Below are 26,962 nucleotides of genomic sequence, written 5' to 3'. Positions count from 1 at the left end.
ATGTCTGGGAACGATCGCGAACCCATTGGGCGCAAAGGAAAACAGCCCAAACCGCCCCGCACTTCTGCCGGGCGGGGTCGCCGCAGGGATGATGAAGATGATTTCGCCAGCGGCGAAGATAACGAGGAGAGGGCATCAGTGCCACGTAAAAGTAAAGCGAAGCGCCCAGCGGGCGGAAAAAAACGCCGCTGGTTAGGCTGGTTTATCAAGCTTTTCCTGGTGTTTGTGGTTGTGATGGCCGTTTGGGGCATCTATCTCGATTCTGAGATCCGCAGTCGCATCGACGGTAAAGTGTGGCAGTTGCCTGCGGCCGTCTATGGCCGTGTGGTGAGCCTCGAACCAGGCATGCCGATGAACCGCAAAGAGATGGTTGCTCTGCTGGAAGGGACGCAATATCGCGAAGTAACGCGTATTACCCGTCCTGGTGAGTTTACCGTCAAAGGGAACAGCATCGATCTGCTGCGTCGTCCGTTTGATTTCCCGGATGGTAAAGAAGGCCAGATCAATGCACGGATGACCTTCACCAATGACGGGCTGGAGGAGATTAAAAACCTCGATACCGGCCGCGATTTTGGTTTCTTCCGCCTCGACCCGCGTCTTATCACGATGCTGCAATCGCCAAATGGCGAGCAGCGTCTGTTTGTGCCGCGTGCTGGCTTCCCGGATCTGCTGGTCGATACCCTGGTGGCGACCGAAGACCGCCACTTCTATGAGCATGACGGGATCAGCCCTTATTCCATTGGCCGTGCTTTCCTGGCGAATATCACCGCCGGTAAAGCGGTGCAGGGCGGAAGTACCCTGACACAGCAGCTGGTGAAAAACCTGTTCCTCACCAACGAGCGTTCGCTATGGCGTAAAGCGCGTGAAGCCTATATGGCGGTGATCATGGATGCGCGCTACAGCAAAGATCGCATTCTGGAGCTGTATCTCAACGAAGTGTATCTCGGCCAGGCGGGTAACGATCAGATTCGCGGCTTCCCGCTGGCGAGCCTGTATTACTTTGGTCGCCCGGTGGATGAGCTGAGCCTTGATCAGCAGGCACTGCTGGTCGGGATGGTGAAAGGGGCTTCGCTGTATAACCCGTGGCGTAATCCGCAGCTGGCGTTGCAGCGGCGTAACCTGGTGCTGCGTCTGTTGCAAGAGCAGAAAATTATCGACCAACCGCTGTATGACATGCTCTCAGCGCGTCCGCTTGGCGTTCAGCCGAAGGGCGGGGTGATTTCACCGCAGCCTGCTTTCATGCAGGTGGTACGCAGTGAGTTGCAGGCGAAGCTGGGCGATAAAGTCCAGGATCTCTCGGGCGTGAAGATCTTCACCACGCTGGATGCGATCTCGCAGGATGCGGCAGAAAAAGCGGTGATCGACGGGATTCCGGCGCTGAAAAAGCAGAAGAACCTGAAAGATCTTGAAACGGCGATGGTGGTGGTTGACCGCTTTACCGGTGAAATCCGTGCGATGGTCGGCGGGTCTGATCCGCAGTTTGCGGGTTATAACCGTGCTATTCAGGCGCGCCGTTCCATCGGCTCACTGGCAAAACCGGCAACCTACCTGACGGCGCTGGCACAGCCGAACAGCTATCGCCTCAATACCTGGCTGGCGGATGAGCCGATAGCGCTGAAGCAGTCTAACGGCACCGTCTGGCGTCCACAGAATGACGATCATCGCTTTAGCGGGAAAGTCCTGCTGGTTGACGCCTTGACCAACTCCATGAACGTACCAACGGTTAACCTGGGTATGACGCTGGGGCTGGATTCGATTGTGGATACCTGGACCAAACTGGGTGTGCCGAAAGATCAGCTGCATCCGGTTCCGGCAATGCTGTTAGGTGCGCTTAACCTGACGCCAATTGAAGTCGCGCAGGCGTTCCAGTCCATTGCCAGTGGCGGTAACCGCGCACCACTCTCTGCGGTGCGTTCAGTGATTGCTGAAGACGGTACGGTGCTGTATCAAAGCTTCCCACAGGCACAGCGTGTTGAGCCTGCTCAGGCCGCTTATCTGACCTTGTATGCGATGCAGCAGGTTGCACAGCGTGGTACGGCTCATGCCCTGGGCGCGCGCTATCCAAATGCGCATCTGGCTGGTAAAACCGGTACCACCAACGACCAGATCGACAGCTGGTTTACCGGTATCGATGGCAAAGAGGTCACGGTGACGTGGGTTGGACGTGATAACAACCAGACCACCAAGCTGTGGGGTGCAAACGGTGCAATGCAGATTTATCGTCGCTATCTGGATAACCAGGCACCGACACCGCTGGTGCTGACGCCGCCGGAAGATATCTCCACCATGAATATCGACGGTAACGGTAATTTCCTGTGCGGCGGCAGCGATGCGCCGACATGGCGCAGCCTGCCAGTGTGGGCGGTGGATCAGAACGCGTTGTGCCAACAGCAGCAACAGATGATTCAGCAGCAACAACAGCAGCAGGAACAGCAGTTGCAACAACAGCAGCAGTTGCAGCAACAGCAGCAAAACGAACAGAAAGACAGCAACGGTGTTGCTGGCTGGATCAAAGATATGTTCGGTAATAACTGATAGTGGTGCGAGGCACTGGCTTCGCACCCGCTTCAGCTTCATGATTCCCACTGGGCGCTCTGGCGCCCTTTTTGTTGCAGGCTATCCTTGCTTTCGCATATTATCGCGCCGACTATACGAATCATTCTCGTTATCATGTCGCCTTCTACTCCGAACAGCCAGCAGGAATCATCATGCAGCAGCACGCCAGCGAATCCACATTCACCCTGAATAACGTCAGCTTTGAAGTGCCGGGCCGAATGCTGCTATCCCCCCTCTCACTGACGTTCCCGCCAGGCAAAGTCACGGCCTTGATCGGCCATAACGGCTCAGGAAAATCGACCCTGCTGAAAATGCTGGGCCGCCATCATGCGGCCACGGCGGGTGAAGTGCTGTTAAATGATCTGCCGGTGGAACAGTGGGCCAGTAAAGCGTTTGCGCGTCAGGTGGCGTATCTGCCGCAGCAACTGCCCGCCGCAGAAGGTATGACGGTACGTGAACTGGTGGCGATTGGCCGTTATCCGTGGCACGGCGCGCTGGGCCGCTACGGTCAGGAAGATCGTGACCGGGTCGAAGAGGCGATAACCCTGGTGGGGCTTAAACCGTTTGCGGCCCGACTGGTGGATAGCCTTTCCGGGGGTGAACGACAACGCGCCTGGCTGGCCATGCTGGTGGCGCAAAACAGCCGCTGCCTGCTGCTGGATGAGCCGACCTCGGCGCTGGATATTGCGCATCAGGTTGAGGTATTGGCACTGATTCAACGCTTGAGCCGTGAGCGCGGGCTAACCGTGATTGCGGTTCTGCATGATATCAATATGGCGGCACGCTATTGCGACCACCTGGTGGCGCTGCGCGGCGGAAAAATGATTGCCGCAGGCAGTGAAGAGGCGATTATGCAGCCCGCGGTATTGCAGGAGATTTATGGTATTCCGATGGGAATATTGCCACATCCACAGGGCGGATCGCCTGTCAGTTTTGTCTACTGAGGTCAGCCGATGCCTGATTATCTCCGTCGCCGTTTACTGACGGCTTTTGCGCTCTCGCCGCTACTCACGACATTCGCGTCTCGTGCAGCCTCTCCTGATCTTCAGCGCATTATCGCCCTTGAGTGGCTGCCAGTGGAACTACTGCTGGCGCTGGGGATACGCCCTTATGGCGTGGCCGATCTGCACAACTACAACGTTTGGGTGGGAAAACCGGCTTTACCCGCAGGCGTGATTGATGTGGGGCTCCGCACCGAACCCAATCTGGAATTGATGAGCCAGATGCAGCCTTCGCTGATCCTGCACTCGAACGGCTATGGACCCAATCCCGCGCAGTTGCAGCGTATCGCCCCGGTAGAAGGTTTTGATCTCAATGATGGTTCGGGCCATCCATTGGCTACCGCCCGTCAATCGCTCCGTCGGCTGGCAAGTCTGCTCGGTCGCGAAGCGCAGGCGGAACAGCACTTGCAGGCATTTGATGCCGAAGTGGCCGCGGCACGCCAGCGGCTGGCACCTTTTGCCCAGCGTCCACTGCTGCTGATGTCGCTGATGGACAGTCGCCACGCGATTGTCTTTGGCAAAAGCAGCCTGTTTCTTGATGTCATGCAACTGCTGGGCTTACAAAACGCCTGGCAAGGTGAGACCAATTTTTGGGGAAGTGCGGTGATTGGTATTGAACGTCTGGCAACCATCGAACATGCACAGGCGATCTGCTTTGATCATGATAATGCGGAGATGCTGCAACAAGTGCAGAGCAGCCCGCTGTGGCAATCACTGCCGTTTATTCAGCAGCAGCGTTTTATCTCGGTGCCTGCGGTGTGGTACTACGGCGCAACGCTCTCGGCGCTGCAATTTGTCCGCGTGTTACTGCGTGCGCTGGAGGGGAAATGATGAGCCGGACACCCGTTTCAGGGTTGCTGCCGCTGGGATTACTGGCCGCTGCACTCGGTTTAACCCTGCTCAATCTGCATGAAGCCCTGCCTTATGCGCAATGGGGTGAAGCGCTGTGGATGCCGAATATCAACAATATCCAGCAGATGGTGTTTCACTACAGCCTGTTATCGCGGCTGGTGCTGTCCTTGCTGGTTGGCGCGGGCCTCGGGCTAGCCGGGTTGCTGTTCCAGCAGCTATTACGCAACCCACTGGCGGAACCGACCACGCTGGGGGTCTCATCCGGGGCGCAACTGGGCTTGACGGTAGCCACGCTGTGGCAGTTGCCGTGGGGATTGCATCAGTTTGCGGCCCTGGCGGGGGCGGTGTTGGTGGGCTTACTGGTGTTTGGCGTCGCCTGGGGCAAGCGCCTGTCTCCCGTCACCTTGATCCTCGCGGGGCTGGTTCTCAGCCTGTACAGCGGGGCAGTGAACCAGATTTTCGCCATTTTTAATCACGACCAACTGCAAAACATGTTCCTCTGGAGCAGTGGTTCGTTGAACCAGGTGGACTGGAGTAATGTCAGCCAACTGTGGCCGCGTTTGCTGCTCGCCCTATTACTGGCGCTGGCGCTGCTGCGGCCATTAACCCTGATGGGCCTGGATGATGGCGTGGCGCAAAATCTGGGCCTGGCACTCAATCTGGCGCGTATTGGCGGACTGGCTCTCGCGATTGTGTTGAGTGCGCAGTTGGTGAACGTCGCCGGGATTATTGGTTTTATTGGCCTGTTTGCGCCGCTTATGGCGCGGCTGCTGGGCGGAAGACGGTTGCTGAGCCGTATGCTGCTGGCCCCGCTGATTGGGGCATTAATGCTGTGGCTGGCAGACCAGTGCGTGCTGTGGCTGGCGGGTCACTGGCGTGAAGTCTCCACCGGGACGTTAACTGCCTTACTGGGCGCACCGGTGTTGTTATGGCTGTTGCCTCGCCTGCGCACCGGTTCCGTACCACCGGCGCTGAATCAGGGCGATAAAGTGCCTGCTGAGCGTCAGTCGGTGATGCTGTGGTGCCTGATGGGCCTGCTGCTGCTGGCGCTGCTCTTCTGGCTGGCACTCAGCTTTGGGCGAGGGGCCGGGAACTGGCACTGGGCCAGCGGTGAAATGTGGCAACAACTGCTGCCGTGGCGCTTGCCGCGTGTGCTGGCGGCGCTGGCCGTGGGCATGATGCTGGGAGTGGCGGGATGCTTGATTCAGCGCCTGACCGGTAACCCGATGGCCAGCCCTGAAGTGCTGGGGATCAGCTCGGGTTCGGCGTTTGGTGTTGTCGTGATGATGTTCTTTGTTCCCGGCAATGCCACGCTGTGGCTGCTGCCTGCGGGTATTCTTGGCGCAGCGCTGACTCTACTGGTGATTATGCTGGTTGCCAGCCGTGGCGGCTTCTCACCAGAACGGATGCTGCTGGCGGGCATGGCCCTGAATAGCGCGTTTGTCACGGTGCTGATGTTGCTGCTGGCAAGTGGCGATCCGCGTATGGCGGGGCTGTTGAGCTGGATATCAGGTTCGACCTATAACATTACTTTGCACCAGGCGGGTGTCAGCTCACTGTGCGCAGTGGTGCTGGTTGCGCTGGCTCCGCTGGCCAGCCGCTGGTTGACGATCCTGCCGTTAGGCGGGGCGACTGCGCGTTCAACGGGGATGGCGTTGGGCACCTCGCGTGCTATGTTGCTGCTGCTGGCTGCGGCATTGACCGCTGCCTCAACGCTGACGATTGGACCGTTGAGCTTTATCGGCCTGATGGCTCCTCACATTGTGCGTATGCTTGGCTTCCGCCGCGCGCTGCCGCAATTGCTGGTTTCAGCACTATTAGGCGCGGCATTGATGATGGCTGCTGACTGGTGTGGCCGCATGTTGGCATTCCCGCAGCAGATCCCGGCTGGGTTGATGGCGACCTTTATTGGCGCGCCTTACTTTATCTGGCTGATGCGCCGGGCGCGCTGAGTTACCCGTGAATAACAAAGCCCGCGCTGCGGGCTTTAATTGCGGTAGAGCTGGTCAGCACTTTGCACGTGATAGGGGCTGGGAGCATTGATGATCTCCAGCGCACGATCGATTTTATTACACATCGACCAGACGAATATCACCAGAAAAATAAACCCAATAATTCTGGCGCGTTTCGAATAGCCTTTACGTAACAGAAACCAGTAAAAAATAACCGGCATAAAGGCGATGCCAAAACCCAGCTTAATACTGACTTTACGTTCAGCCGGTTTCTCCGGGGACGAGCCACAGTTTTTGCAGGGCTGGCGAGGTTCTTCAACTTCTTTACGACACTTGTAGCAGCTAACAGATGTCACGATAAAATCCTTTTATCCAGAAAAAAGAGAACGGTACGGCTCGCGCTGACGGGCGGTTCCTTGTCGTGCCCGCCTTCACGCAGAACAACCGTGAAGGCAGGCTGGGCGCTTACAGCTGCGCGAAGCAGCGACGTGCTGCATCCACGGTGCGTTGAATGTCTTCTGCGCTGTGGGCCAGAGACATAAAGCCTGCTTCGAAGGCAGAAGGCGCAAGATAAACGCCTTCTTGCAGCATCAGATGGAAGAACTTCTTGAAGCGCTCTACGTCACACTGGGTCACGTCCTGGTAGCAGGTCACTTCCGCGGCGGCGGTAAAGAAGATGCCAAACATCCCGCCGACATGGTTGATCACCAACGGGATGTTCTCTTCTTTTGCTGCCGCCAGCAAGCCTGCGGCCAACTGGTTAGTCAGCTCGGTCAGCGTCTGATGCGTGCCCGGCTGGGCAATCTGTGACAGACAGGCAAAGCCTGCGGCCATCGCGATGGGGTTACCGGAGAGCGTACCAGCCTGGTAAACCGGGCCGGTAGGTGCCAGCGCTTCCATCACTTCACGGCGACCACCGAAAGCCCCCACTGGCATACCGCCACCAATGATTTTGCCGAGGCAGGTCAGGTCCGGCGTGACGCCATAGTGTGCCTGTGCGCCGCCTAGGGCGACACGGAAACCGGTCATCACTTCGTCGATAATCAGCAGGGCACCAAACTCGTCACACAGCGCACGCAGACCCTGGAGGAAGCCCGGCTGTGGCGGGATGCAGTTCATATTGCCCGCAACGGGTTCAACGATGATACAGGCGACTTCGCCTGGATACTGAGTAAACGCCGCGCGCACGCTGTCCAGATCGTTGTAGGTGCAGGTCAGGGTATGACGCGCGAAGTCCGCCGGAACGCCAGGTGAGTTGGGCTGACCCAGCGTCAGCGCGCCTGAACCGGCTTTTACCAGCAGGCAGTCCGCGTGGCCGTGATAGCAACCTTCGAACTTGATGATCTTGTCACGGCCGGTGAAGCCACGCGCCAGACGAATGGCGCTCATGGTGGCTTCAGTACCGGAGTTCACCATGCGCACCATATCCATACTTGGCACTAACTCGCAGACCAGCTCGGCCATTTTGACTTCCATTTCGGTAGGGGCACCGAAACTCAGGCCACGCTCAGCGGCCTCAATCACCGCGTTGCGAATTTCCGCGTTGTTGTGACCCAGCACCATTGGGCCCCAGGAGCCAACATAATCGATATAGGCTTTGCCGTCGGCATCATACAGATAGGCACCGTTGGCACGTTCAATAAACAGGGGAACGCCGCCTACGCCGTTGAAAGCACGCACTGGCGAGTTTACGCCGCCGGGGATCAGACGTTGGGCTGCGGTAAATAAATTTTCTGACTTACTCATCCTGGACTCCTGCTGTCCTGAGAAATTTCGCGCTATTCTACGGGAAGTGGCAGGGCGAGCCAAACCTCTCTGCAATCAGCCCACTGGCACAGAGTGCGAAAGGTGAAACTTGATTGCAACACAGGGCTGACAGATAATAAGGGCATTAAGGTCGTTTTCTGACCTGGGCGTTTACCGGAGTAAAACATGAGTGATGATGTAGCAGCACTGCCGTTGCAATTTACCGATGCCGCAGCCAAAAAGGTCAAAAACCTGATTGCTGATGAAGAGAACCCGGCACTGAAACTGCGCGTTTACATTACCGGCGGCGGTTGCAGCGGGTTCCAGTATGGCTTTACTTTCGACGATCAAATGAACGACGGCGACATGACCATCGAGAAGCAGGGCGTTTCTCTGGTGGTGGACCCAATGAGCCTGCAATATCTGGTTGGTGGTTCAGTGGATTATACCGAAGGGCTGGAAGGTTCACGCTTTGTTGTCACCAACCCCAACGCCAAAACCACCTGTGGCTGTGGTTCCTCGTTCAGTATCTGATGATTCAGGCCGCCTGGGCGGCCTGTTTACCACTCTACCGTGACTAATCTTTCTGTTATCCGGCTATTTGCATCGCCCGGATAGGCTTCGCTGGTCACGCGGGGCTGCGCACTGAAGTGCTGCCCGCAATCAATCACCGGTCTCTCAAGCGAGCTAACGGCTTGCACATTACAACGGGAATAGATCACCAGTTGCACCGCAATTGTGCCGGTGGTGGTTGCGGCTGGCAGCGTGAAGGCCGTCAGCAGCCCGGTGATCAGGACTAATGTTCTGATCATGATAGGTACCTGGTGTAGTCAAAATGGCCCATTCGGGCGAAAGCTGAGCGACTACGTACGTGCGTAATCGCTTCACAGTCTTTATCGACAAGTTCTGATCAAACTTTAATCATTATTTTGTGGCTTCAGGATGCAGTGCGGCACAGAGCTGAGCCGCAGCCATCAGCATACGCGGACCTGGGCGGCTGAGCCAGTCGTCATTGATTGCAATCACGGGAACCGTAAGCTGCGGCTGCCAGAATTGCGCCACGTTTTTGGCCTGTTGTTCGCTGCCGCCAATGATAATCGCCTGCGGATGACGCATCAGTACCTGCTCGCGGCTCACTTGCGGCCAGCTTACGCGGCTGTCGGCAAACACGTTTTTACCGGCACACAGCTGAATGATGTTGTTTTGCAGCGTGTCTTTGGCGGCGGTAAACAGGGGCTGCATTCCAAACTGCAAAAACACCGGTACTGCGGGGAGATGACTGTAGCGCTGGCGCAGCTGAATTTCCTGCTGGCGTAGCTGTTGTGCCTGCTCGTTTGCTTGTTCAGGATGGGGACTCCACCTGGCGAGCTTCGTCAATGCGGCGATCATATCGCTAATACTGTCAGGATCGATCCATTCAACATCAATGCCCGTACGCTGTAGCAGATCTAGCTGTCGGGTGGGATTCCCGCCGCGCCATGCCAGCACCACATCGGGTTTGAGTTGCAGAATACGTTCAAGGTTAATACCTTGCCAGTTCGCCACCTGCTCGATATTTTTCGCCGCTGGCGGATAGTCTGACCAGGCGCTGACCGCAACCGGCGTGATACCTGCACTGAAAGCGAGTTCGGTGAGGTGAGGGGCAAGGGTAATCACCCTTGGTGCGGCAAACAGGCTGCCGCTCAGGAGCAGCAGCCAGCAAAGCCAAAGGGATTTAGCCACGCGTGAGGTGAGTCAGCAGGTTTTCCACCATCAGTGAAGACTGAGCGGCTGCCACGCTGAGGAACTCATCAAAGCTGAGGTGCGATTCCTGATCGGCAACGTCAGAGATGGCGCGTACCACCACAAATGGCACACCAAACTGATGGCACACGTGACCAATCGCAGTGGCTTCCATTTCCACGGCAACGGCCTGTGGGAAGGTCTTACGGATACGGGCCAGCGGCTCAGCACCGTTGATAAACGCATCACCACTGACTACCAGACCCCGTACGGCATTCAGGTTCAGCTGTTGAATCACCTCTTCAGCCGCTTCAATCAACGTATTGTCAGCCACAAACGCTGCCGGGCAACCAGCCATCTGGCCGGGTTCATACCCGAAAGCGGTGACATCGGCATCGTGATAACGCACTTCATCAGAAACGACGATATCGCCGACTTTCAGACTGCTCGCCAGACCACCCGCCGAACCGGTATTGATAATCACATCTGGCTTGCACAGTTGCAGCAGCAGGGTGGTGCCTAGCGCCGCAGAGGTCTTGCCAATACCTGATTTCAGCAGTGCAACCTCAACGCCGTTCAGTGTACCGGTGTAGATTTCAGCGCCAGCCAGCTTATGGGTTTCACGGTTGTCGATTTTGTCACGCAGCAGAGTAACTTCCTGCTCCATCGCGCCAATGATGCCTACTTTCATAGAGAGTCTCGCTAATGTGGTGGATGTGAAGATAAAAAGTGAGGCATAGTCTAGCATGGCTCCAGCGGGATGAATTCAGCAAAATACCGGAGGGAACAATGGGAACGATTAATTTCAGGGAGAGAATCTGTTTTACCCGTCCTTATAATAATGGTGAAGATGTCCCTGCGGGGGAATATGCCATTAGCCGCCATTTCGAAAGCGATCGAGGGCGGATCATCAACTCAGCGGCCATTCGCCGCCTGCAACAGAAAACTCAGGTCTTTCCACTGGAGCGCAACGCGGCGGTGCGCTCGCGCCTGACGCATTCACTGGAAGTACAGCAAACCGGGCGCTACATCGCGCGGGAAATATTGCAGGCTTTGCGCAGCGGCGAAGGTTTAGCCCAGTACGGTCTGGAAGAGATGGCCGGGGCGTTTGAGAGCCTGGTTGAGATGGCCTGTTTAATGCACGACGTCGGCAATCCGCCTTTTGGGCATTTTGGTGAGGCGGCCATTAATGACTGGTTCGAGGAGCATCTGCCGCAACAACTCCTCACGCCGCAGCAGGCAGAGGTCAAGAACGCGCAGCAGCAGGCCGATTTTGATCGGCTAAATGCAATGATTCGTCAAGATTTGTGTAACTTCGAAGGCAACGCGCAGGCGATTCGCATCGTGCATTCGCTCCTTCAGCTGAATCTCAGCTATTCGCAGGTTGCCTGTGTGTTGAAATATACCGCGCCGGCCTGGTGGCAGGGGGAGAAGCCAGAAGCGTTTAGCGTATTGATGAAGAAGCCCGGCTTTTATTTGTCAGAACGTGAATATATTGCTGAATTACGCGCGGCAACCCAGCTGGAGGAGCATCATCGTTTTCCTCTGACCTATATTATGGAAGCCGCTGACGACATTTCATATTGCATTGCCGATCTGGATGACGCGATTGAGAAAGAGATTTTTGATGTCGAGACGCTTTATCGTTACCTCACGGAAAACTGGGGGGAGATAAAACCCGGCGATGTTTTCAGCCGGACGATTGGGCAAGCATGGCAGGAAGCTAAAACAAAAAAACGCCGTAGCACAAACGATCAGTTTTTTATGTCGCTGCGCGTCAACGTGCAATCGTTATTAGTGACTTATGCCGTTAAGCGTTTTATCGACAATCTACCTGCTATTTTCAACGGCGACTTTAATCATGCGTTATTAGAAGATGAAGGCGAAGAAGGGCGTTTACTGCAATTATTTAAAACGGTGGCGCGTCGGCACGTATTTAACCATTCGGAAGTGGAGCAGTTGGAGCTACAGGGCTATCGCGTGATTCGGGGGCTGTTGGAGATTTACCAGCCGCTGATGAAACTCAGCAGCCAACAGTTTCAGCGGTTAATGGCAGAGGATTATCTCGCTAAGCATCCCATAGAGACGCGTCTGTTTCATAAGCTCTCGGGTAAGCATCGGCGGGCTTATCAGGCTAAAATGGAAACACTGGCCGCCCTTCCGGTTTATCAGTATCTGCTGTGGGAGCGCTATTATCGCTTCAGGTTGATTCAGGATTACATTAGCGGGATGACCGATTTGTATGCATGGGATGAGTACCGGCGTTTAATGGCAGTGGAATAGTCCGAGTTTTGTAAAGATGCGGCATAAATTTTTACCTTTGACCAAAACTTTCTCAGGAACTTCACGGTAAAACGTAAATCTCAACCTGAGACCGCAGCAATGGTCTGGACGTTATATTCAGAAGAGACAAAGACAAATGAAAAAAAGCACATTAATGTTGAGTGCGCTGGCGCTGAGTCTTGGCATGGCGCTGACTCCGGTTACGGTTTTTGCCGCTGAGAGTGCCTCTTCCTCCAGCCAACAGCTGCCAAGCCTGGCCCCGATGCTGGAAAAAGTGATGCCTTCGGTGGTGAGTATCAGTGTTGAAGGCAGCACCACGGTGAAAACGCCGCGCTTGCCACAGCAGTTCCAGCAATTCTTTGGCGATAACTCGCCGCTGTGCCAGGACGGTTCTCCGTTCCAGAGCTCTCCGGTCTGCCAGCAGGGCGGTGCCGGTGGCGGTGACGGCGGTTCCAACACCCAGCAGGAAAAATTCCGCGCGCTGGGCTCTGGCGTGGTGATTAACGCCGACAAGGGCTATGTGGTTACCAATAACCACGTGGTAGAAAATGCCACCAAAATTCAGGTACAGCTGAGCGATGGCCGTCGTTACGATGCCAAAGTGATCGGTAAAGATCCGCTGTCTGACATTGCGCTGATCCAACTGAAAGATGCGAAAAACCTGACAGCCATTAAAGTGGCCGACTCCGATAATCTGCGCGTGGGTGATTACACCGTCGCGATCGGTAACCCTTATGGCCTGGGTGAAACCGTGACTTCCGGTATCGTATCGGCACTGGGTCGTAGTGGTTTGAATGTTGAAAATTACGAGAACTTTATCCAGACCGATGCCGCGATCAACCGGGGTAACTCAGGGGGCGCGCTGGTCAACCTCAACGGTGAGCTGATTGGTATTAACACCGCGATTCTGGCACCAGACGGCGGCAATATCGGTATCGGCTTTGCGATCCCGAGTAACATGGTGAAAAACCTGTCAGCGCAGATGGTCGAATACGGCCAGGTGAAACGCGGTGAACTGGGCATTATGGGCACTGAGTTGAACTCTGAGCTGGCAAAAGCGATGAACGTTGACGCGCAGCGCGGTGCGTTTGTCAGCCAGGTGCTGCCGAACTCTGCGGCGGCGAAAGCCGGTATCAAAGCCGGGGACGTGGTGGTTTCACTCAATAATCGTCCTCTGAGCAGCTTTGCTGCCCTGCGTGCTGAAGTGGGTTCATTGCCAGTGGGCACCAAGCTGGAGCTGGGTCTGCTGCGTGATGGTAAACCGGTGCAAGTGACCGTTGAGCTGCAACAGAGCACCGCAGACAAAGTGCAATCTGCCAATATCTATACCGGCATTGAAGGCGCAGAGCTGAGCAACATCAGCACTGGTGGCCAGAAAGGCGTTCAGGTCGACAGCGTTAAACCGGGCACTGCCGCTGCACGCATCGGTCTGAAGAAAGGTGATGTGATTGTCGGCGTTAACCAGCAGTCCATCGCTAACCTCGGCGAGCTGCGTAAAATCCTCGACGCTAAGCCATCGGTACTGGCGCTGAACATTAAGCGCGCCGATAGCAATCTTTACCTGCTAATGCAGTAATTTCCCTTTAGCGTACTCAAGGCGAACTCCGGTTCGCCTTTTTTCTGTCATACTTAACCCCGTAAATAGTGTGACCTTTGCCACATATCCCGCATAAACTTTGAGGTTAAACGCAGCCGCGTTATGCCAGTGTTTTTGCGGGCGCGTATGCTTTGTGTTTGCTGTTTTTTCGGGAGTGAGAAATGGCTCGCTATCACCTGGATGCTCGTCTGGCTCAGGATATTATTGCCCGTACCGTCAGGGTTATTGATTGTGAAGTACTGGTTGTGGATGTCAGAGGCCGGATTATTGGCAGTAGCGACCGCGAGCAGATTGGGGAATTACATGAAGGCGCGCTACGTTTGCTGGCGCGGAGTCATCTCCCTTCCCATGAGTCCGATGCGGCTTTTTTTACTCAACAGCCCGAAGTTTGTCTGCCTCTGCATCTCGACAGCGAACTGGCTGGCGTGATTGTCTTACGCGGTGAGTCCGGTTCTTTACGCCAGTACGCTGAGCTAGTGGCCATGACGGCCGAAATGATGCTGGTGCAGGCACATCGCCTGAATGCACAACAGCAAGAGAGTCGACAGCGTGAAGAGTTAGTGCTGAGCCTGATTCATCACGATCAGTTAGCGCCTTCTTTACTGGTCTGGGCCGATTTACTCGGTATTGACCCCTGTCTGCCGCGCGTGGCAATTGTGATTGAAGTGGAGAGTGATGTGCAGGATGCCGATGCGGTGTTATCGGCATTGCAACAGTTACAGCACCTCCCGCATTCACTCGAAGCTGGGGATTTGAGCACGCTGGTCTCGTTGACTGAGCTAGTGGTGTTGCGGCCTGCACTCAACAGTGCGGGCGAGTTTGATGCGGATAGCCATCGCCAGCGGATTGAGCACTGGCAAAGCCTGTTGCAGGATCAATCTCCGCTGCGTGTGCGTTTCGCGTTGGGGAACTATTTCACGGGTGCTGGTAGCGTTGCGCGCTCCTGGCGCACCGCGCGTACCACTTTGCGAGTCGGTAAGCAGCGTCAGCCCGAGGCACATGGTTTCTTCTATCAGGATTTAGTCTTACCCGTGTTGCTGGATAACTTGCGGGGTGGCTGGCAGGCCAACGAGCTGGCACGGCCACTCTCGCGCCTGAAAGAACTCGACAGCAACGGGCTGTTACGCCGCACGCTGATTACCTGGTTTCGCTTTAACGTACAGCCTAGCGCGACCGCGCGCGCGTTATCTATTCATCGTAATACGCTGGAGTACCGGCTTAATCGGGTATCGGAGCTGACCGGTCTGGATCTGACCGATTTTGATGATCGTCTGTTGCTGTATGTGGCGTTGCAACTGGATGAGTAATATCCCGTGCGGTTGTTTGATAGAAGGCGATCAAACAACCGCACAGCAATAAGCGGGGATGGCGGGGCGCGCATCCCTGGCAAGATTAACGCCCGTTACGCGTCAGCTGTTCCAGATCGGATTCGATTTCGGCGATCTTGTTCGCGACAACGCTTTCGAGGTGATGCAGATCGGCGAGGATCTTACGTTTCAGATCCACTTCAACCTGATCGCGCTGGCACAGCTGATCCAGCTCATCGATGATGTAACGCAGATTCGGGCTGATCTCCTGAACTTCTTTGTAACCCTGGTTGGCGTGATCGGACACCACCGTTTTGCGCTGGCGTGGGTATTTGAATTTTACGCTTTTGGCAAAAAACTCGCCTTTGTCTTTGCGGAAGTAGATTTTCAGGATGTCGTTATTGGCTTCCTGACGCAGGCTATAGCGGTCGATATCATCCGGATTGGTGATGCCGAGACTCTTCAGATTGTCATACATAATTTCATTCCATCATCATTGAGAGGCGCGCAATTGCACTCTGCTACCCAATAACTGTAGCTCTAAATTTCACAATGACAGCGCGCGGGGAGTTAGCTGGCGCGGATTATGACCTGGATAAAAAACAAACGCAGCAGTTAATTTGCGCAGCGAAGCAGGTTGGCGGGATATTCACGTAAAGAAAAGATGACGGGCTGTAAACAACCCGTCGGAGAGGCTTAGTCGATGGTGCGCAGCAGTTCGTTGATACCGGTTTTCGCGAGGGTTTTCGCGTCAACTTTCTTCACGATCACGGCACAGTACAGGCTGTAGCTGCCATCTTTAGAAGGCAGGTTACCTGAAACCACCACGGAGCCAGCAGGTACGCGGCCGTAGTGAACTTCGCCAGTTTCACGGTCAAAGATTTTGGTGCTCTGGCCGATGTAAACGCCCATTGAGATCACAGAACCTTCTTCAACGATGACACCTTCAACGATCTCTGAACGTGCACCGATGAAGCAGTTATCTTCGATGATGGTTGGGTTAGCCTGCAGTGGCTCCAGTACGCCGCCGATGCCAACGCCGCCAGACAGGTGAACGTTTTTACCGATCTGAGCACATGAACCCACAGTCGCCCAGGTATCAACCATGGTGCCTTCATCAACGTAGGCGCCAATGTTGACGTAAGAAGGCATCAGTACGGTGTTACGTGCAATGAATGCACCCTGACGAACCGCTGCCGGTGGTACTACGCGGAAGCCAGCTTCTTTGAAGCGAGCATCATCCCAGCCAGCGAATTTCATTGGCACTTTGTCGTAGAAACGCGTTTCTGCGCCTTCCATGACCTGATTGTCATTGATGCGGAAAGAGAGCAGCACGGCTTTCTTCAGCCACTGATGCGTTACCCACTGGCCGTCGATCTTTTCAGAGACGCGCAGTGCACCACTGTCCAGCAGGGCAATAACCTGGTTAATGGCTTCACGAGTAACGGTATCAACGCTGGTTGGCGTGATATCGGCACGGCGCTCGAAGGCAGTTTCAATAACGCTCTGTAACTGTTGCATAATTATTTCCTGAGTCTGTCTTAGCGAATGTCCGGCCTGTACCGGACGTGAATCTGGATCACACTTTATCGTTTGGATTAAGGGCTTCTGTCAACCGTTGTTGCAATACCGCCTGCATTTTAGCGTCAAGTGCGCGGCGTTCGCTATTTGCCAGAATAAACAAATCCTCTACGCGTTCACCGATGGTGCTGATCCGCGCGCCATGGAGCGAGACGCCCAAATCAGCGAACACTTCACCCACGCGTGCCAGCAAACCAGGCTGGTCTAACGCCACCAGTTCAAGGTAGCTCCGTCTGTCTGTGTGGCCAGGCAAGAAGTTAACTTCGGTGTCTACGCTGAAGTGTTTCAGACGCGAAGAGGCGCGGCGCGTGCGCGGAGGCACCCACTCGGTATGGGCAATAGATTGTTCCAGCGCCTGAATAATCATCAGATGGCGATCCGCCGCCAGGGGGCTGCCATCCGGCTCCAGCACAATAAACGTGTCCATTGCCATTCCATCCCGGCTGGTAAAGATTTGCGCATCGTGCACGCTGAGATTACGCCGATCGAGCTCACCCGCCACGGCGGCAAACAGATAAGGACGGTCTGGACTCCAGATGAAGATTTCCGTGCCGCCGCGCGTGGCTTGCGGGCTAACCAACACCAGCGGTTTATTCAGGTCATGATCCATCAGATGGCGTGCATGCCACGCTAACTGGTTCGGCGTGTGACGCAGGAAATATTCGGCCCGGCAGCGTCGCCAGATTTCATTCAGGCGCTCTTCGTTGATGTTATCCATGCGTAACAGGGCCAGTGCCTGTAGGCGGTGATGGCGGACGCGATCGCGCAGGTCTGGGCTGTTTTCCATACCGCGACGCAGCTGTTTTTCGGTGGCGAAGAACAGCTCGCGCAACAGGCTCTGTTTCCAGCTGTTCCACAAGCTCTCATTGGTGGCGCAGATGTCGGCCACGGTTAAACACACCAGATAGCGCAGGCGGTTTTCGTTTTGCATCACTTCAGCAAACTGCTGAATTTCGGTCGGGTCCTGAATGTCGCGACGTTGCGCGGTGACAGACATTAACAGGTGATGACGTACCAGCCAGGCAACCAGTTGCATCTCGCGTGAGTTCAGCCCATGCAGCTCTGCGAATTCAATGGCATCTTGCGCACCGAGAATGGAGTGATCGCCGTGGCGGCCCTTCGCAATATCGTGCAGCAGAGCAGCCATGAGCAGTAACTCTTGCTGGGGCAAGCGTGGCCATAGTTCAACACACAGCGGGTGCATCGGGCGGGTGGCTTCATCTGCGAAGCTTTCCAGCTTTTGCAGCACGCGGATGGTGTGTTCATCCACGGTGTAGGCATGGAACAGATCAAACTGCATCTGACCCACGATATGCCCCCACAGTGGGGTATAAGCCCATAGCACGCTGTGACGGTGCATCGGCACCAGCGCACGGCGCACCGCACCCGGATGGCGCAAAATCGCCATAAACAGCTGGCGCGCTTCCGGGATCTGACACAGCGGCTGCGCCAGGTGGCGACGCGCGAAGCGAAGGTGCCGTAGCGTTGTGGAGTAGATCCCACTGATATTTTCGTTACGCACCATCACGTAGAACATGCGCAAAATTGACTCTGGCTCGCGGACAAACAGCGTTTCATCGCGCAGGTCAATCAGGCTGCCACGTAGCTGAAACTCATCGTCCAGTGGACGCGGCTTTTCCGTGGTAGAGAGCGCCAGAATGGCTTCATCAAACAGCTGGAGCAGCATGTGATTCAGCTCGCCAATGCGGTGCGTGACGCGGTAGAAATCCTTCATCATACGTTCAACCGGCTCGTTGCCTTCGCCCTGGTATTTCAGGCGTTGTGCCACGGTCAGCTGGCGATCAAACAGCAGGCGGTTGTCATAGCGAGTGAGGGTGAGATGCAGCGCAAAACGGATACGCCAGAGAAAGAGCTGACACTCGTTCAGTTCATTACGCTCTGCTTCGGTCAGAAAGCCAAAACCCACCATCTCACTTAAGGTGGTGGCACCAAAGTGCCGCCGCGCGACCCACTGCAACATATGAATATCGCGCAGCCCACCGGGGCTGCTTTTGATATCCGGTTCCAGATTGTAGCTGGTGCCGTGATAGCGCTGATGGCGTTCATTTTGCTCATCAATTTTTGCGGCAAAGAACTGGGCTGAAGGCCAGAAGCCATCACTGAAGACGTTTTTCTGCATCTCAAGGAACAGTGCAACATCCCCGCTCAACATGCGGGACTCCACCAGGTTGGTGGCGATAGTGAGGTCAGAGAGGCCTTCCAGTAGGCACTCTTCAAGCGTGCGTACGCTGTGACCCACTTCCAGCTTGAGATCCCACATCAGGGTTAACAGGGCGCTGGTCTGCGCTGCGGCTTCCTCATCCAGCGGTGTGCGGCTGAGGATCAGAATATCGATATCAGACAGCGGGTGTAGTTCGCCACGGCCATAACCGCCTACCGCGACCAGCGTTATCGCAGGGAGGGCATCGAAGCCAAAAAAGCGCCACAGGCGGCGTAACAGACGGTCAATATAGCGGGTACGAGCAGCGATAAGATTTTCCACGGGCTCACCCGCATCAAACGCGGTGGCCAGCAGATGATTAAAGTGTTCCAGCCGCTGTTTGAGCTGATCCCGTGTCAGGCTGTCATCATCCCAGTGGGCCGCAGAGTCTTTTAACCCTTTTCTTACTTCATCAGTGAGGATCGCGCTCATTCAGTATTCCTGGTCAAATGACATAAAAAAGCCGGCTCGGGGCCGGCTTTTAGCAAATCAGGAGAAGATCACCCCTCGTTGACTAACACTCTTTCGATGGTGTCGTCGCTGCGCAGGGTGAGGATCTCACAGCCGTTATCAGTCACCACAATAGTATGCTCGTATTGCGCCGACAAGCTGCGATCCTTGGTTTTCACCGTCCAGCCATCCTTCATGGTACGGATGCGGTAATCACCAGCATTGACCATTGGCTCTACGGTAAATGTCATGCCCGCCTGCAGCACGACGCCGCCATCATCGGTGTCGTAGTGCAGAACCTGTGGCTCTTCGTGGAAACCTTTACCAATGCCGTGGCCACAGTATTCGCGCACCACAGAAAAGTTCTGTGCTTCAACGAATTGCTGAATGGCGCGACCCAGTTCACGCAGGCGGATGCCTGGCTTCACCAGACGCAGTGACAGATAAAGACTCTCTTGAGTAATGCGGCACAGGCGCTCACCCAAAATGGTCGGTTTACCCACGATGAACATTTTTGACGTGTCGCCGTGGTATTCATCTTTGATCACGGTGACATCAATGTTGACGATATCGCCATCTTTTAACAGACGGTCATCACTTGGGATGCCGTGACAGACCACTTCATTGATTGAGATACAGACGGATTTCGGGAAGCCGTGATAGCCCAGGCAAGCAGAGATGGCTTGCTGCTGCTGAGTAATGTGCTCATGGCACAGGCGATCCAGCTCGGCGGTGGAAATGCCAGGCTTAACGTGGGGAGCGATCATCTCCAGCACTTCCGCCGCCAGGCGGCCAGCCACGCGCATTTTTTCGATTTCTTCAGGGGTCTTGAGTGAGATTGCCATTAAATTCATCCGCAGTGCCGCTTTTTTGGGCAATAATTAATGCTGTGCTGTTATGTTAGCAGTCTGAAAAAGGGCTGCCAAACAGTTCACAGCCTGCGGACGTCGGGTGAACAATGATTGGCGTATTACTGCTCATTATGGTATAAAGCGCGCCGACGATTCTCTGTGCGGTCGTAAGACTTCGCAGGAAACGCAATCTGAGTAATGTGTGCTGCACACCACTGGTGGGTAGCCATTACCAAAAATCTCAATTGTGTCTTAAAACACACATGTATCGACACATACGCCGGGGTGCCTTGAAAGAGGTCGGTTGTATGGGATACATGGAGGCCCAACCCCAATCTTACTTTAGAGGTAATCATGGCAACTGTTTCAATGCGCGACATGCTCAAGGCTGGTGTACACTTCGGTCACCAGACCCGTTACTGGAACCCGAAAATGAAGCCATTCATCTTCGGCGCTCGTAACAAGGTTCACATCATCAACCTCGAGCAGACTGTACCAATGTTCAACGAAGCTCTGGCTGAGTTGCAGAAGATTTCTTCACGTAAAGGCAAAATCCTTTTCGTTGGTACTAAGCGCGCTGCTGCCGAAGCTATCAAAGAGTCAGCTCTGAGCTGTGACCAGTACTTCGTTAACCACCGCTGGTTGGGTGGTATGCTGACCAACTGGAAAACCGTTCGTCAGTCAATCAAACGTCTGAAAGATCTGGAAACTCAGTCTCAGGACGGTACTTTCGACAAACTGACCAAGAAAGAAGCACTGATGCGTGCTCGTGAACTGGCCAAGCTGGAAAACAGCCTGGGCGGTATCAAAGACATGGGCGGTCTGCCGGATGCACTGTTCGTAGTTGACGCTGATCACGAACACATCGCGATCAAAGAAGCAAACAACCTGGGTATCCCAGTATTTGCTATCGTTGATACCAACTCTGATCCAGACGGTGTTGATTTCGTTATCCCTGGTAACGACGATGCAATCCGTGCTGTAAGCCTGTACCTGACTGCCGTTGCGACCACCGTGCGCGAAGGCCGTTCACAGGACCTGGCTGAGCAGGCTGAAGAAGCTGCCTTAGAAGGTTAATAAGGTTTGCTCTTTCTGAGAGCCCTTAGACTTCAGATGTGATCTGCTAAGGGGCCGCGAAGGCCCCTTTATTTTATCTCACCCTGTCACGCGGGCTGTGGTTCGCGGGGCAGAGTAAATTTTCCGCAACAAGTTTCTGACAGTGTGAATACACCCAGAGACGAATCGAGGATTATGGAATGGCTGAAATTACCGCAGCACTGGTAAAAGAACTGCGTGAGCGTACTGGCGCAGGCATGATGGACTGCAAAAAAGCGCTGACTGAAGCGAGCGGCGACATCGAGCTGGCAATTGAGAACATGCGTAAATCTGGCGCAATCAAAGCCGCTAAGAAAGCAGGCAACGTTGCTGCTGATGGCGTGATCAAAACCAAAATCGTTGACGGTTATGGCGTGATTCTGGAAGTAAACTGCCAGACTGACTTCGTAGCAAAAGATGGCGGTTTCCAGGCGTTTGCTGACAAAGTTCTGGATGCAGCAACTGCTGGCAAAATCACCGACGTTGAAGTTCTGAAAGCGCAGTTCGAAGAAGAGCGCGTTGCACTGGTTGCTAAAATCGGTGAGAACATCAACATCCGTCGTGTTGCTCTCCTGGAAGGTGCAGAGCTGAACTCTTACCAGCACGGCGCACGTATCGGCGTTCTGGTTTCTACCACTGGTGCTAACGAAGAACTGAGCAAGCAAGTTGCAATGCACGTTGCTGCAAGCAAGCCAGAATTCGTTAAGCCAGAAGACGTTTCTGCAGACGTGGTAGCGAAAGAGTACCAGATTCAGCTGGACATCGCGATCGAGTCAGGCAAGCCTAAAGAAATCGCTGAGAAAATGGTTGAAGGCCGTATGAAGAAATTCACCGGCGAAGTTTCTCTGACTGGTCAGGCTTTCGTTATCGATCCTGCTAAAACCGTTGGTCAGGCTCTGAAAGAGCAGGGCGCAGACGTGATTAACTTCATCCGCTTCGAAGTGGGTGAAGGCATTGAGAAAGTTGAAGCTGACTTCGCAGCAGAAGTTGCTGCAATGTCTAAGCAGTCTTAATGCTCTGAAAGAACCGCCAGAAGGCGGTTCTTTTTTGTCTGTGGTTGGCTCCAGCCAATTATCAGATTTTTTTCAGTCTCCTCCCACTAGCAATTCCGTTGCACTAAGTGGATGATTGACCAGATTTATTGCTCCTATTCATCATATCTTCCAGGAAGAATCGACCATGGCGACCAACGCGAAACCTGTTTATCAACGTATCCTGTTAAAACTGAGTGGCGAAGCCCTTCAAGGCGCTGAAGGTTTTGGCATTGACGCAAGCGTATTAGACCGTATGGCGCAGGAGGTCAAAGAGCTGGTTGAATTGGGTATTCAGGTTGGCGTAGTGATCGGTGGAGGCAACCTGTTCCGTGGCGCAGGCCTGGCACAAGCTGGTATGAACCGCGTAGTAGGCGACCACATGGGAATGCTGGCAACCGTGATGAACGGCCTGGCAATGCGTGATGCACTGCACCGCGCCTATGTGAATGCACGCCTGATGTCCGCAATCCCATTAAACGGCGTTTGTGACAACTACAGCTGGGCTGAAGCGATCAGCTTGCTGCGTAATAACCGCGTCGTGATTTTCTCAGCAGGTACGGGTAACCCGTTCTTTACTACTGATTCTGCTGCATGTTTGCGCGGCATTGAAATCGAAGCGGATGTGGTGCTGAAAGCCACTAAAGTTGACGGCGTCTATTCTGCCGATCCAGTAAAAAATCCGGATGCAACCCTGTACGATCAACTGACTTATGCTGAAGTACTCGAACGTGAGCTGAAAGTGATGGATCTGGCGGCGTTTACGCTGGCTCGTGACCATCAACTGCCGATTCGCGTCTTCAACATGAACAAGCCTGGCGCACTGCGCCGCGTAGTGATGGGTGAAAAAGAAGGCACTCTGATTACGCATTAATACCCGCCACAGCATAAAATAGGGTATATTCTGGGTGCGTTGGGCACAGGCACAACGCACCGTTCAGGATGATCGATAGCTATCGATACCGCTTCCGGCACGGCCGGAAATGGCCAGGTCAAACCGAATCCAAGGGTTTCAACGTGATTAACGATATTACAAAAGATGCTTACGTACGCATGGAAAAATGCGTAGAAGCGTTCAAAAATACCATCAGCAAAGTGCGCACTGGTCGTGCTTCGCCTGCTTTACTCGACGGCATTGTGGTTTCTTACTACGGCACGCCAACCCCACTGCGTCAGTTGGCGTCAGTGACGGTTGAAGATTCACGTACACTGAAAATCAACGTGTTTGATCGCTCTCTGAGCGCCGCCGTTGAGAAAGCTATCATGGCTTCTGACCTCGGTCTGAACCCAAGCTCAGCCGGTACTGACATTCGTGTTCCGCTGCCAGCACTGACCGAAGAACGTCGTAAAGACCTGACCAAAATTGTTCGTGCAGATGCCGAGCAGGGTCGTGTCTCTGTGCGTAACGTTCGTCGTGATGCTAACGACAAGATCAAAGCGCTGCTGAAAGATAAAGAGATCAGCGAAGACGACGAACGTCGTGCGCAAGATGATATCCAGAAAAAAACCGATGCCTACATCAAACTGATTGATGCTGCATTGGCTGAAAAAGAGAAGGAACTGATGGATTTCTAATCCCGTCAGGTTCTGCCCAAAACGCCGTACAGAAAGCTGTTCATAAGAATGTGCTCTCTTGCGGCGTTTTACATTGTGCCTGATTGCAAAAAAGGCCTGTTTTTCCCCCTACATGGATAGCCACATGAAGCGACTCACAATCCTCGGCTCAACCGGTTCTATCGGTGTCAGCACGCTTTCGGTAGTCAGCCAGAATCCCCATCTTTACCAGGTTGTCGCTTTGGTCGCCGGACAAAACGTCGCGGTGATGGCTGAACAGTGTCTGGCCTTTAAGCCACGCTACGCATCAATGGCGGATGAAGCCTCTGCTGTGGCTCTGCGTGAACGACTGAGAGCACTCAATCTTGATACTGAAGTGCTCTCCGGCGTTCAGGCCGCTTGCGAGTTGGCAGCCCTGGATGACGTCGATCAGGTGATGGCGGCGATTGTCGGTGCTTCGGGCCTGCTGCCTACTCTGGCGGCGATCCGCGCGGGTAAAACCGTGCTATTGGCGAATAAAGAATCACTGGTCACTTGCGGCCGTTTATTTATGGAGGCCGTGCAACAGCACCAGGCCCAGTTGTTACCGGTTGATAGCGAACATAACGCGATTTTTCAGAGTTTACCGGCTTCCATCCAGCATCAGTTAGGATACGCTGACCTGCGAGATAACGGCATTGAGTCGGTTATCCTTACGGGATCGGGTGGCCCTTTTCGTGACACGCCACTGCAGGATTTAGCGGCGATGTCACCGGATCAAGCTTGTGCGCATCCGAACTGGTCAATGGGGCGTAAAATCTCCGTTGATTCGGCCACCATGATGAATAAAGGTCTCGAATACATTGAAGCCCGCTGGCTGTTTAACGCCAGTGCAGCACAGATGGAAGTCATATTGCATCCGCAATCGGTCATCCACTCGATGGTGCGCTACTGCGATGGCAGTGTACTGGCGCAGCTCGGCTCACCCGATATGCGAACGCCGATAGCCCACAGCATGGCATGGCCTCAGCGCATTCAGGCTGGCGTGACACCACTGGACTTCACGCGAATGGCCTCTCTGACCTTCGCGGAGCCGGATTTTTCACGTTATCCCTGCCTGAAGCTGGCAATTGATGCCTGTGACACAGGGCAGGTGGCGACAACCACCCTGAATGCAGCCAATGAAATTGCTGTGGCTGCCTTCCTCAACCATCAGATCCGGTTCACGGATATTGCCGCCCTGAACAGTGAGGTGCTGGCGAAAGTGGTGTCTGCGGAGCCGGAGTCGGTGGAAGCCGTGATTGAAATTGACCGTCAGGCTCGAATGGCGGCAGAGGCGTTGCTGCCGCGATTTTCGCTGGCAGGGTAGGCGCACGCCCCTGCTATTTGTTCGATTCGGGTGATAATGGTATAGTCGCTGGCTCTCATTTGATGGCGTAGCACCGGATAGGGTGGGTGCCGTGGGGTTGTTGTCGGGATGTTTACCAGGCGCAATGTATTCAGAAACCACAGTATTTCTGATGAAAGGAATTGATAACGCGTTATGTCGTCCAACAATCACAACAAAACTGATGACCTGCACGGAAGTGGACCGCGTCATGTGGCCATCATTATGGATGGCAACGGCCGCTGGGCAAAAAACCGGGGCAAACTGCGTATTTCTGGGCATCGCGCAGGCGTTAAAGCTGTGCGTCGCGCGGTCAGCTTCGCGGTAAGCAATAATCTTGAGGCGCTCACGCTCTATGCGTTCAGCAGTGAAAACTGGAGCCGCCCGTCTCAGGAAGTCTCAGCGCTGATGGAGCTGTTTGTCTGGGCGCTCGACAGCGAAGTAAAGAACCTGCATAAACATAACGTTCGTTTGCGAGTTATCGGGGATACCAGCCGTTTCAATACGCGTATCCAGGAGCGGATTCGTCGCTCTGAAGAGTTAACTCAGCAAAACAATGGACTGACACTCAACATCGCTGCTAACTACGGTGGTCGTTGGGATATTATCCAGGGTGCCAAAAAACTGGCGGAGCAGGTACAGGAAGGGTTACTGCGTCCTGACCAGATCACGGAAGAACATCTGGCTCCGCATCTCTGCATGCAGGAGCTGGCGCCAGTGGATTTAGTAATAAGGACCGGGGGAGAGCATCGGATCAGTAATTTCCTGCTGTGGCAAATCGCCTATGCGGAGTTTTACTTTAGCGATGTTCTCTGGCCTGATTTTGATGAACATGTTTTTGAAGGTGCAATAAATGCATTCTCTCTGCGGGAGCGCCGTTATGGTGGCGCAGCGCCTGGCGGTGCCTGAGCACACTGGGGGTAACCTTTGCTGAAGTCTCGTTTGATTACCGCGTTGATTCTTATTCCGCTGGTGATCGCCGCGCTGTTTTGGTTACCCATTGTTGGCTTTGCGATTACAACCATTATCATCTGTATGCTTGCCGCCTGGGAATGGGGGCAACTGGCCGGATTAGCAACACGTCAGCAGCGTATCTGGCTGGCACTGTTGTGTGGTCTGCTCTTGGCTGGGATGCTGTTTATGCTCCCACCGTATCAGCGTGATGTGCATTTGCCTCAGGTCGCTATGTCGCTGTGGGCTTCACTGGCCTGGTGGATTGCAGCTCTGCTGTTAGTACTTACTTACCCTTCATCTGCGGCGCTGTGGCGGCATTCCCGTCCGTTGCGTCTGCTGTTCGGCATTCTTACGTTGGTGCCGTTTTTCTGGGGCATGATTGCCCTGCGTCAGTATCACTATGACATCGACCACTTTGCAGGTGCATGGTGGCTGCTGTTCGTTATGTTCCTGGTCTGGGGTGCAGATTCTGGTGCCTATATGTTTGGCAAGCTGTTTGGCAAACACAAGCTGGCACCGAAAGTCTCACCGGGTAAAACCTGGGAAGGCTTCCTTGGCGGGTTACTCTCTTCCGCACTGATTGCCTGGCTATTCGCCCTGTTTGCGCCGTTGACGATTGCCGCGACGACGCTGGTGATTTGCGCTGTAATTGCTGCTCTGGCCTCTGTACTGGGCGATTTGACAGAAAGCATGTTCAAGCGTGAAGCGGGTATTAAGGACAGTGGTCATTTAATTCCTGGTCACGGTGGCATTCTCGATCGTATTGATAGCCTGACGGCTGCTGTGCCGGTGTTTGCCTGCCTGCTGTTGCTGGTCTTCCATACTCTCTAAGGACAGGCGAAT

At 54.5% G+C, this 26,962-nt stretch carries 24 protein-coding genes; 15 read left to right on the top strand and 9 right to left on the bottom strand.

Annotated features, from left to right (window positions below):
- The 4 genes from mrcB to fhuB all read left to right on the top strand — a co-directional run bounded on the left by mrcB (position 1) and on the right by fhuB (position 6,361).
- The gene (mrcB, locus tag F3J40_RS05910) at positions 1 to 2,535 is read left to right on the top strand and encodes a bifunctional glycosyl transferase/transpeptidase (protein WP_167012969.1); all 2,535 of its coding nucleotides are present in this window, start codon (positions 1 to 3) and stop codon (positions 2,533 to 2,535) included.
- 173 nt (positions 2,536 to 2,708) lie between these two features.
- A complete protein-coding gene (gene fhuC / locus F3J40_RS05905) occupies positions 2,709 to 3,500 on the top strand; it encodes a Fe3+-hydroxamate ABC transporter ATP-binding protein FhuC (protein WP_167012968.1) in 792 nt (263 codons plus the stop codon).
- Positions 3,501 to 3,509: 9 nt separating this feature from the next.
- Positions 3,510 to 4,388: a Fe(3+)-hydroxamate ABC transporter substrate-binding protein FhuD gene (gene fhuD, locus F3J40_RS05900; RefSeq protein WP_167012967.1), complete on the top strand. Its 879-nt coding sequence runs from the start codon at positions 3,510 to 3,512 to the stop codon at positions 4,386 to 4,388.
- Positions 4,385 to 6,361 (top strand): Fe(3+)-hydroxamate ABC transporter permease FhuB, encoded by a 1,977-nt coding sequence (gene fhuB / locus F3J40_RS05895; protein ID WP_240155328.1) that lies wholly within the window; start codon positions 4,385 to 4,387, stop codon positions 6,359 to 6,361. Before fhuD ends, fhuB begins: the two co-directional genes overlap by 4 nt.
- A gap of 35 nt (positions 6,362 to 6,396) precedes the next feature.
- On the opposite strand, the gene F3J40_RS05890 is transcribed toward fhuB, so the two are convergent.
- A complete protein-coding gene (locus F3J40_RS05890; protein ID WP_167012966.1) occupies positions 6,397 to 6,717 on the bottom strand; it encodes a hypothetical protein in 321 nt (106 codons plus the stop codon).
- A gap of 109 nt (positions 6,718 to 6,826) precedes the next feature.
- Positions 6,827 to 8,107 (bottom strand): glutamate-1-semialdehyde 2,1-aminomutase, encoded by a 1,281-nt coding sequence (gene hemL / locus F3J40_RS05885; RefSeq protein WP_167012965.1) that lies wholly within the window; start codon positions 8,105 to 8,107, stop codon positions 6,827 to 6,829.
- Positions 8,108 to 8,293: 186 nt separating this feature from the next.
- Here hemL and erpA point away from each other — a divergent pair, with 186 nt between their 5' ends.
- Positions 8,294 to 8,641, top strand: coding sequence for an iron-sulfur cluster insertion protein ErpA (gene erpA / locus F3J40_RS05880; RefSeq protein ID WP_017348509.1), 348 nt, complete (start codon positions 8,294 to 8,296; stop codon positions 8,639 to 8,641).
- Between the two features lie 26 nt (positions 8,642 to 8,667).
- Here the strand turns inward: erpA and F3J40_RS05875 are convergent, their stop codons facing one another.
- The 3 genes from F3J40_RS05875 to mtnN form a co-directional block, all read right to left on the bottom strand.
- Positions 8,668 to 8,919 (bottom strand): hypothetical protein, encoded by a 252-nt coding sequence (locus tag F3J40_RS05875; RefSeq protein ID WP_167012964.1) that lies wholly within the window; start codon positions 8,917 to 8,919, stop codon positions 8,668 to 8,670.
- Between the two features lie 112 nt (positions 8,920 to 9,031).
- Positions 9,032 to 9,829, bottom strand: coding sequence for a vitamin B12 ABC transporter substrate-binding protein BtuF (btuF, locus tag F3J40_RS05870; protein WP_167012963.1), 798 nt, complete (start codon positions 9,827 to 9,829; stop codon positions 9,032 to 9,034).
- Positions 9,822 to 10,520 (bottom strand): 5'-methylthioadenosine/S-adenosylhomocysteine nucleosidase, encoded by a 699-nt coding sequence (mtnN, locus tag F3J40_RS05865; protein ID WP_167012962.1) that lies wholly within the window; start codon positions 10,518 to 10,520, stop codon positions 9,822 to 9,824. The genes btuF and mtnN overlap by 8 nt, the downstream gene beginning before the upstream one ends.
- A gap of 98 nt (positions 10,521 to 10,618) precedes the next feature.
- On the opposite strand from mtnN, the gene dgt reads away from it, so the two are divergent.
- The 3 genes from dgt (at position 10,619) to F3J40_RS05850 (ending at position 15,016) form a co-directional block, all read left to right on the top strand.
- On the top strand, positions 10,619 to 12,112 hold the full coding sequence (dgt, locus tag F3J40_RS05860) for a dGTPase (protein ID WP_167012961.1): 1,494 nt from the start codon (positions 10,619 to 10,621) through the stop codon (positions 12,110 to 12,112).
- Between the two features lie 136 nt (positions 12,113 to 12,248).
- Positions 12,249 to 13,688 (top strand): serine endoprotease DegP, encoded by a 1,440-nt coding sequence (gene degP / locus F3J40_RS05855; RefSeq protein ID WP_167012960.1) that lies wholly within the window; start codon positions 12,249 to 12,251, stop codon positions 13,686 to 13,688.
- Positions 13,689 to 13,870: 182 nt separating this feature from the next.
- A complete protein-coding gene (locus F3J40_RS05850) occupies positions 13,871 to 15,016 on the top strand; it encodes a sugar diacid recognition domain-containing protein (RefSeq protein WP_167012959.1) in 1,146 nt (381 codons plus the stop codon).
- A gap of 85 nt (positions 15,017 to 15,101) precedes the next feature.
- On the opposite strand, the gene F3J40_RS05845 is transcribed toward F3J40_RS05850, so the two are convergent.
- From F3J40_RS05845 to map, 4 genes are all read right to left on the bottom strand, one after another.
- Complete coding sequence (locus F3J40_RS05845; RefSeq protein ID WP_017348516.1) at positions 15,102 to 15,494, bottom strand: DUF3461 family protein; 393 nt, start codon at positions 15,492 to 15,494, stop codon at positions 15,102 to 15,104.
- A 218-nt stretch (positions 15,495 to 15,712) separates the two neighbouring features.
- Complete coding sequence (gene dapD, locus F3J40_RS05840) at positions 15,713 to 16,537, bottom strand: 2,3,4,5-tetrahydropyridine-2,6-dicarboxylate N-succinyltransferase (RefSeq protein WP_017348517.1); 825 nt, start codon at positions 16,535 to 16,537, stop codon at positions 15,713 to 15,715.
- Positions 16,538 to 16,595: 58 nt separating this feature from the next.
- Positions 16,596 to 19,250, bottom strand: coding sequence for a bifunctional uridylyltransferase/uridylyl-removing protein GlnD (glnD, locus tag F3J40_RS05835; protein ID WP_167012958.1), 2,655 nt, complete (start codon positions 19,248 to 19,250; stop codon positions 16,596 to 16,598).
- 68 nt (positions 19,251 to 19,318) lie between these two features.
- Positions 19,319 to 20,113, bottom strand: coding sequence for a type I methionyl aminopeptidase (map, locus tag F3J40_RS05830; RefSeq protein WP_017348519.1), 795 nt, complete (start codon positions 20,111 to 20,113; stop codon positions 19,319 to 19,321).
- A 360-nt stretch (positions 20,114 to 20,473) separates the two neighbouring features.
- On the opposite strand from map, the gene rpsB reads away from it, so the two are divergent.
- From rpsB to cdsA, 7 genes are all read left to right on the top strand, one after another.
- Positions 20,474 to 21,196 carry a 30S ribosomal protein S2 gene (gene rpsB, locus F3J40_RS05825; RefSeq protein ID WP_036646198.1) on the top strand — a complete coding sequence of 241 codons (723 nt, stop codon included), beginning with the start codon at positions 20,474 to 20,476 and terminating at the stop codon, positions 21,194 to 21,196.
- Positions 21,197 to 21,375: 179 nt separating this feature from the next.
- The gene (gene tsf / locus F3J40_RS05820; RefSeq protein WP_017348521.1) at positions 21,376 to 22,227 is read left to right on the top strand and encodes a translation elongation factor Ts; all 852 of its coding nucleotides are present in this window, start codon (positions 21,376 to 21,378) and stop codon (positions 22,225 to 22,227) included.
- A gap of 166 nt (positions 22,228 to 22,393) precedes the next feature.
- Positions 22,394 to 23,119: a UMP kinase gene (pyrH, locus tag F3J40_RS05815; protein WP_017348522.1), complete on the top strand. Its 726-nt coding sequence runs from the start codon at positions 22,394 to 22,396 to the stop codon at positions 23,117 to 23,119.
- A gap of 143 nt (positions 23,120 to 23,262) precedes the next feature.
- A complete protein-coding gene (gene frr, locus F3J40_RS05810) occupies positions 23,263 to 23,820 on the top strand; it encodes a ribosome recycling factor (RefSeq protein ID WP_026042713.1) in 558 nt (185 codons plus the stop codon).
- 124 nt (positions 23,821 to 23,944) lie between these two features.
- On the top strand, positions 23,945 to 25,147 hold the full coding sequence (gene ispC, locus F3J40_RS05805) for a 1-deoxy-D-xylulose-5-phosphate reductoisomerase (RefSeq protein WP_167012957.1): 1,203 nt from the start codon (positions 23,945 to 23,947) through the stop codon (positions 25,145 to 25,147).
- 174 nt (positions 25,148 to 25,321) lie between these two features.
- Positions 25,322 to 26,074, top strand: a complete 753-nt coding sequence (gene ispU / locus F3J40_RS05800; protein ID WP_017348525.1) for a (2E,6E)-farnesyl-diphosphate-specific ditrans,polycis-undecaprenyl-diphosphate synthase — start codon at positions 25,322 to 25,324, stop codon at positions 26,072 to 26,074.
- An 18-nt stretch (positions 26,075 to 26,092) separates the two neighbouring features.
- On the top strand, positions 26,093 to 26,950 hold the full coding sequence (gene cdsA / locus F3J40_RS05795) for a phosphatidate cytidylyltransferase (RefSeq protein WP_017348526.1): 858 nt from the start codon (positions 26,093 to 26,095) through the stop codon (positions 26,948 to 26,950).
- Positions 26,951 to 26,962 lie beyond the last annotated feature (12 nt).

Source organism: Candidatus Pantoea multigeneris (assembly GCF_011752615.1).
Classification (GTDB): Bacteria; Pseudomonadota; Gammaproteobacteria; order Enterobacterales; family Enterobacteriaceae; genus Pantoea; species Pantoea multigeneris.
The sequence above is the reverse complement of the archived record's forward strand: the minus strand, read 5'-3'. Positions and strand labels throughout refer to the sequence as shown.

Excerpts from the sequence above, each read along its gene's own strand:
- mrcB (WP_167012969.1), top strand. The coding sequence starts at position 1 with ATGTCTGGGAACGATCGCGAACCCATTGGGCGCAAAGGAAAACAGCCC.
- fhuC (WP_167012968.1), top strand. The coding sequence starts at position 2,709 with ATGCAGCAGCACGCCAGCGAATCCACATTCACCCTGAATAACGTCAGC.
- fhuD (WP_167012967.1), top strand. The coding sequence starts at position 3,510 with ATGCCTGATTATCTCCGTCGCCGTTTACTGACGGCTTTTGCGCTCTCG.
- fhuB (WP_240155328.1), top strand. The coding sequence starts at position 4,385 with ATGATGAGCCGGACACCCGTTTCAGGGTTGCTGCCGCTGGGATTACTG.
- hemL (WP_167012965.1), bottom strand. The coding sequence starts at position 8,107 with ATGAGTAAGTCAGAAAATTTATTTACCGCAGCCCAACGTCTGATCCCC.
- erpA (WP_017348509.1), top strand. The coding sequence starts at position 8,294 with ATGAGTGATGATGTAGCAGCACTGCCGTTGCAATTTACCGATGCCGCA.
- F3J40_RS05875 (WP_167012964.1), bottom strand. The coding sequence starts at position 8,919 with ATGATCAGAACATTAGTCCTGATCACCGGGCTGCTGACGGCCTTCACG.
- mtnN (WP_167012962.1), bottom strand. The coding sequence starts at position 10,520 with ATGAAAGTAGGCATCATTGGCGCGATGGAGCAGGAAGTTACTCTGCTG.
- dgt (WP_167012961.1), top strand. The coding sequence starts at position 10,619 with ATGGGAACGATTAATTTCAGGGAGAGAATCTGTTTTACCCGTCCTTAT.
- degP (WP_167012960.1), top strand. The coding sequence starts at position 12,249 with ATGAAAAAAAGCACATTAATGTTGAGTGCGCTGGCGCTGAGTCTTGGC.
- F3J40_RS05850 (WP_167012959.1), top strand. The coding sequence starts at position 13,871 with ATGGCTCGCTATCACCTGGATGCTCGTCTGGCTCAGGATATTATTGCC.
- F3J40_RS05845 (WP_017348516.1), bottom strand. The coding sequence starts at position 15,494 with ATGTATGACAATCTGAAGAGTCTCGGCATCACCAATCCGGATGATATC.
- dapD (WP_017348517.1), bottom strand. The coding sequence starts at position 16,537 with ATGCAACAGTTACAGAGCGTTATTGAAACTGCCTTCGAGCGCCGTGCC.
- glnD (WP_167012958.1), bottom strand. The coding sequence starts at position 19,250 with ATGAGCGCGATCCTCACTGATGAAGTAAGAAAAGGGTTAAAAGACTCT.
- map (WP_017348519.1), bottom strand. The coding sequence starts at position 20,113 with ATGGCAATCTCACTCAAGACCCCTGAAGAAATCGAAAAAATGCGCGTG.
- rpsB (WP_036646198.1), top strand. The coding sequence starts at position 20,474 with ATGGCAACTGTTTCAATGCGCGACATGCTCAAGGCTGGTGTACACTTC.
- tsf (WP_017348521.1), top strand. The coding sequence starts at position 21,376 with ATGGCTGAAATTACCGCAGCACTGGTAAAAGAACTGCGTGAGCGTACT.
- pyrH (WP_017348522.1), top strand. The coding sequence starts at position 22,394 with ATGGCGACCAACGCGAAACCTGTTTATCAACGTATCCTGTTAAAACTG.
- ispC (WP_167012957.1), top strand. The coding sequence starts at position 23,945 with ATGAAGCGACTCACAATCCTCGGCTCAACCGGTTCTATCGGTGTCAGC.
- ispU (WP_017348525.1), top strand. The coding sequence starts at position 25,322 with ATGTCGTCCAACAATCACAACAAAACTGATGACCTGCACGGAAGTGGA.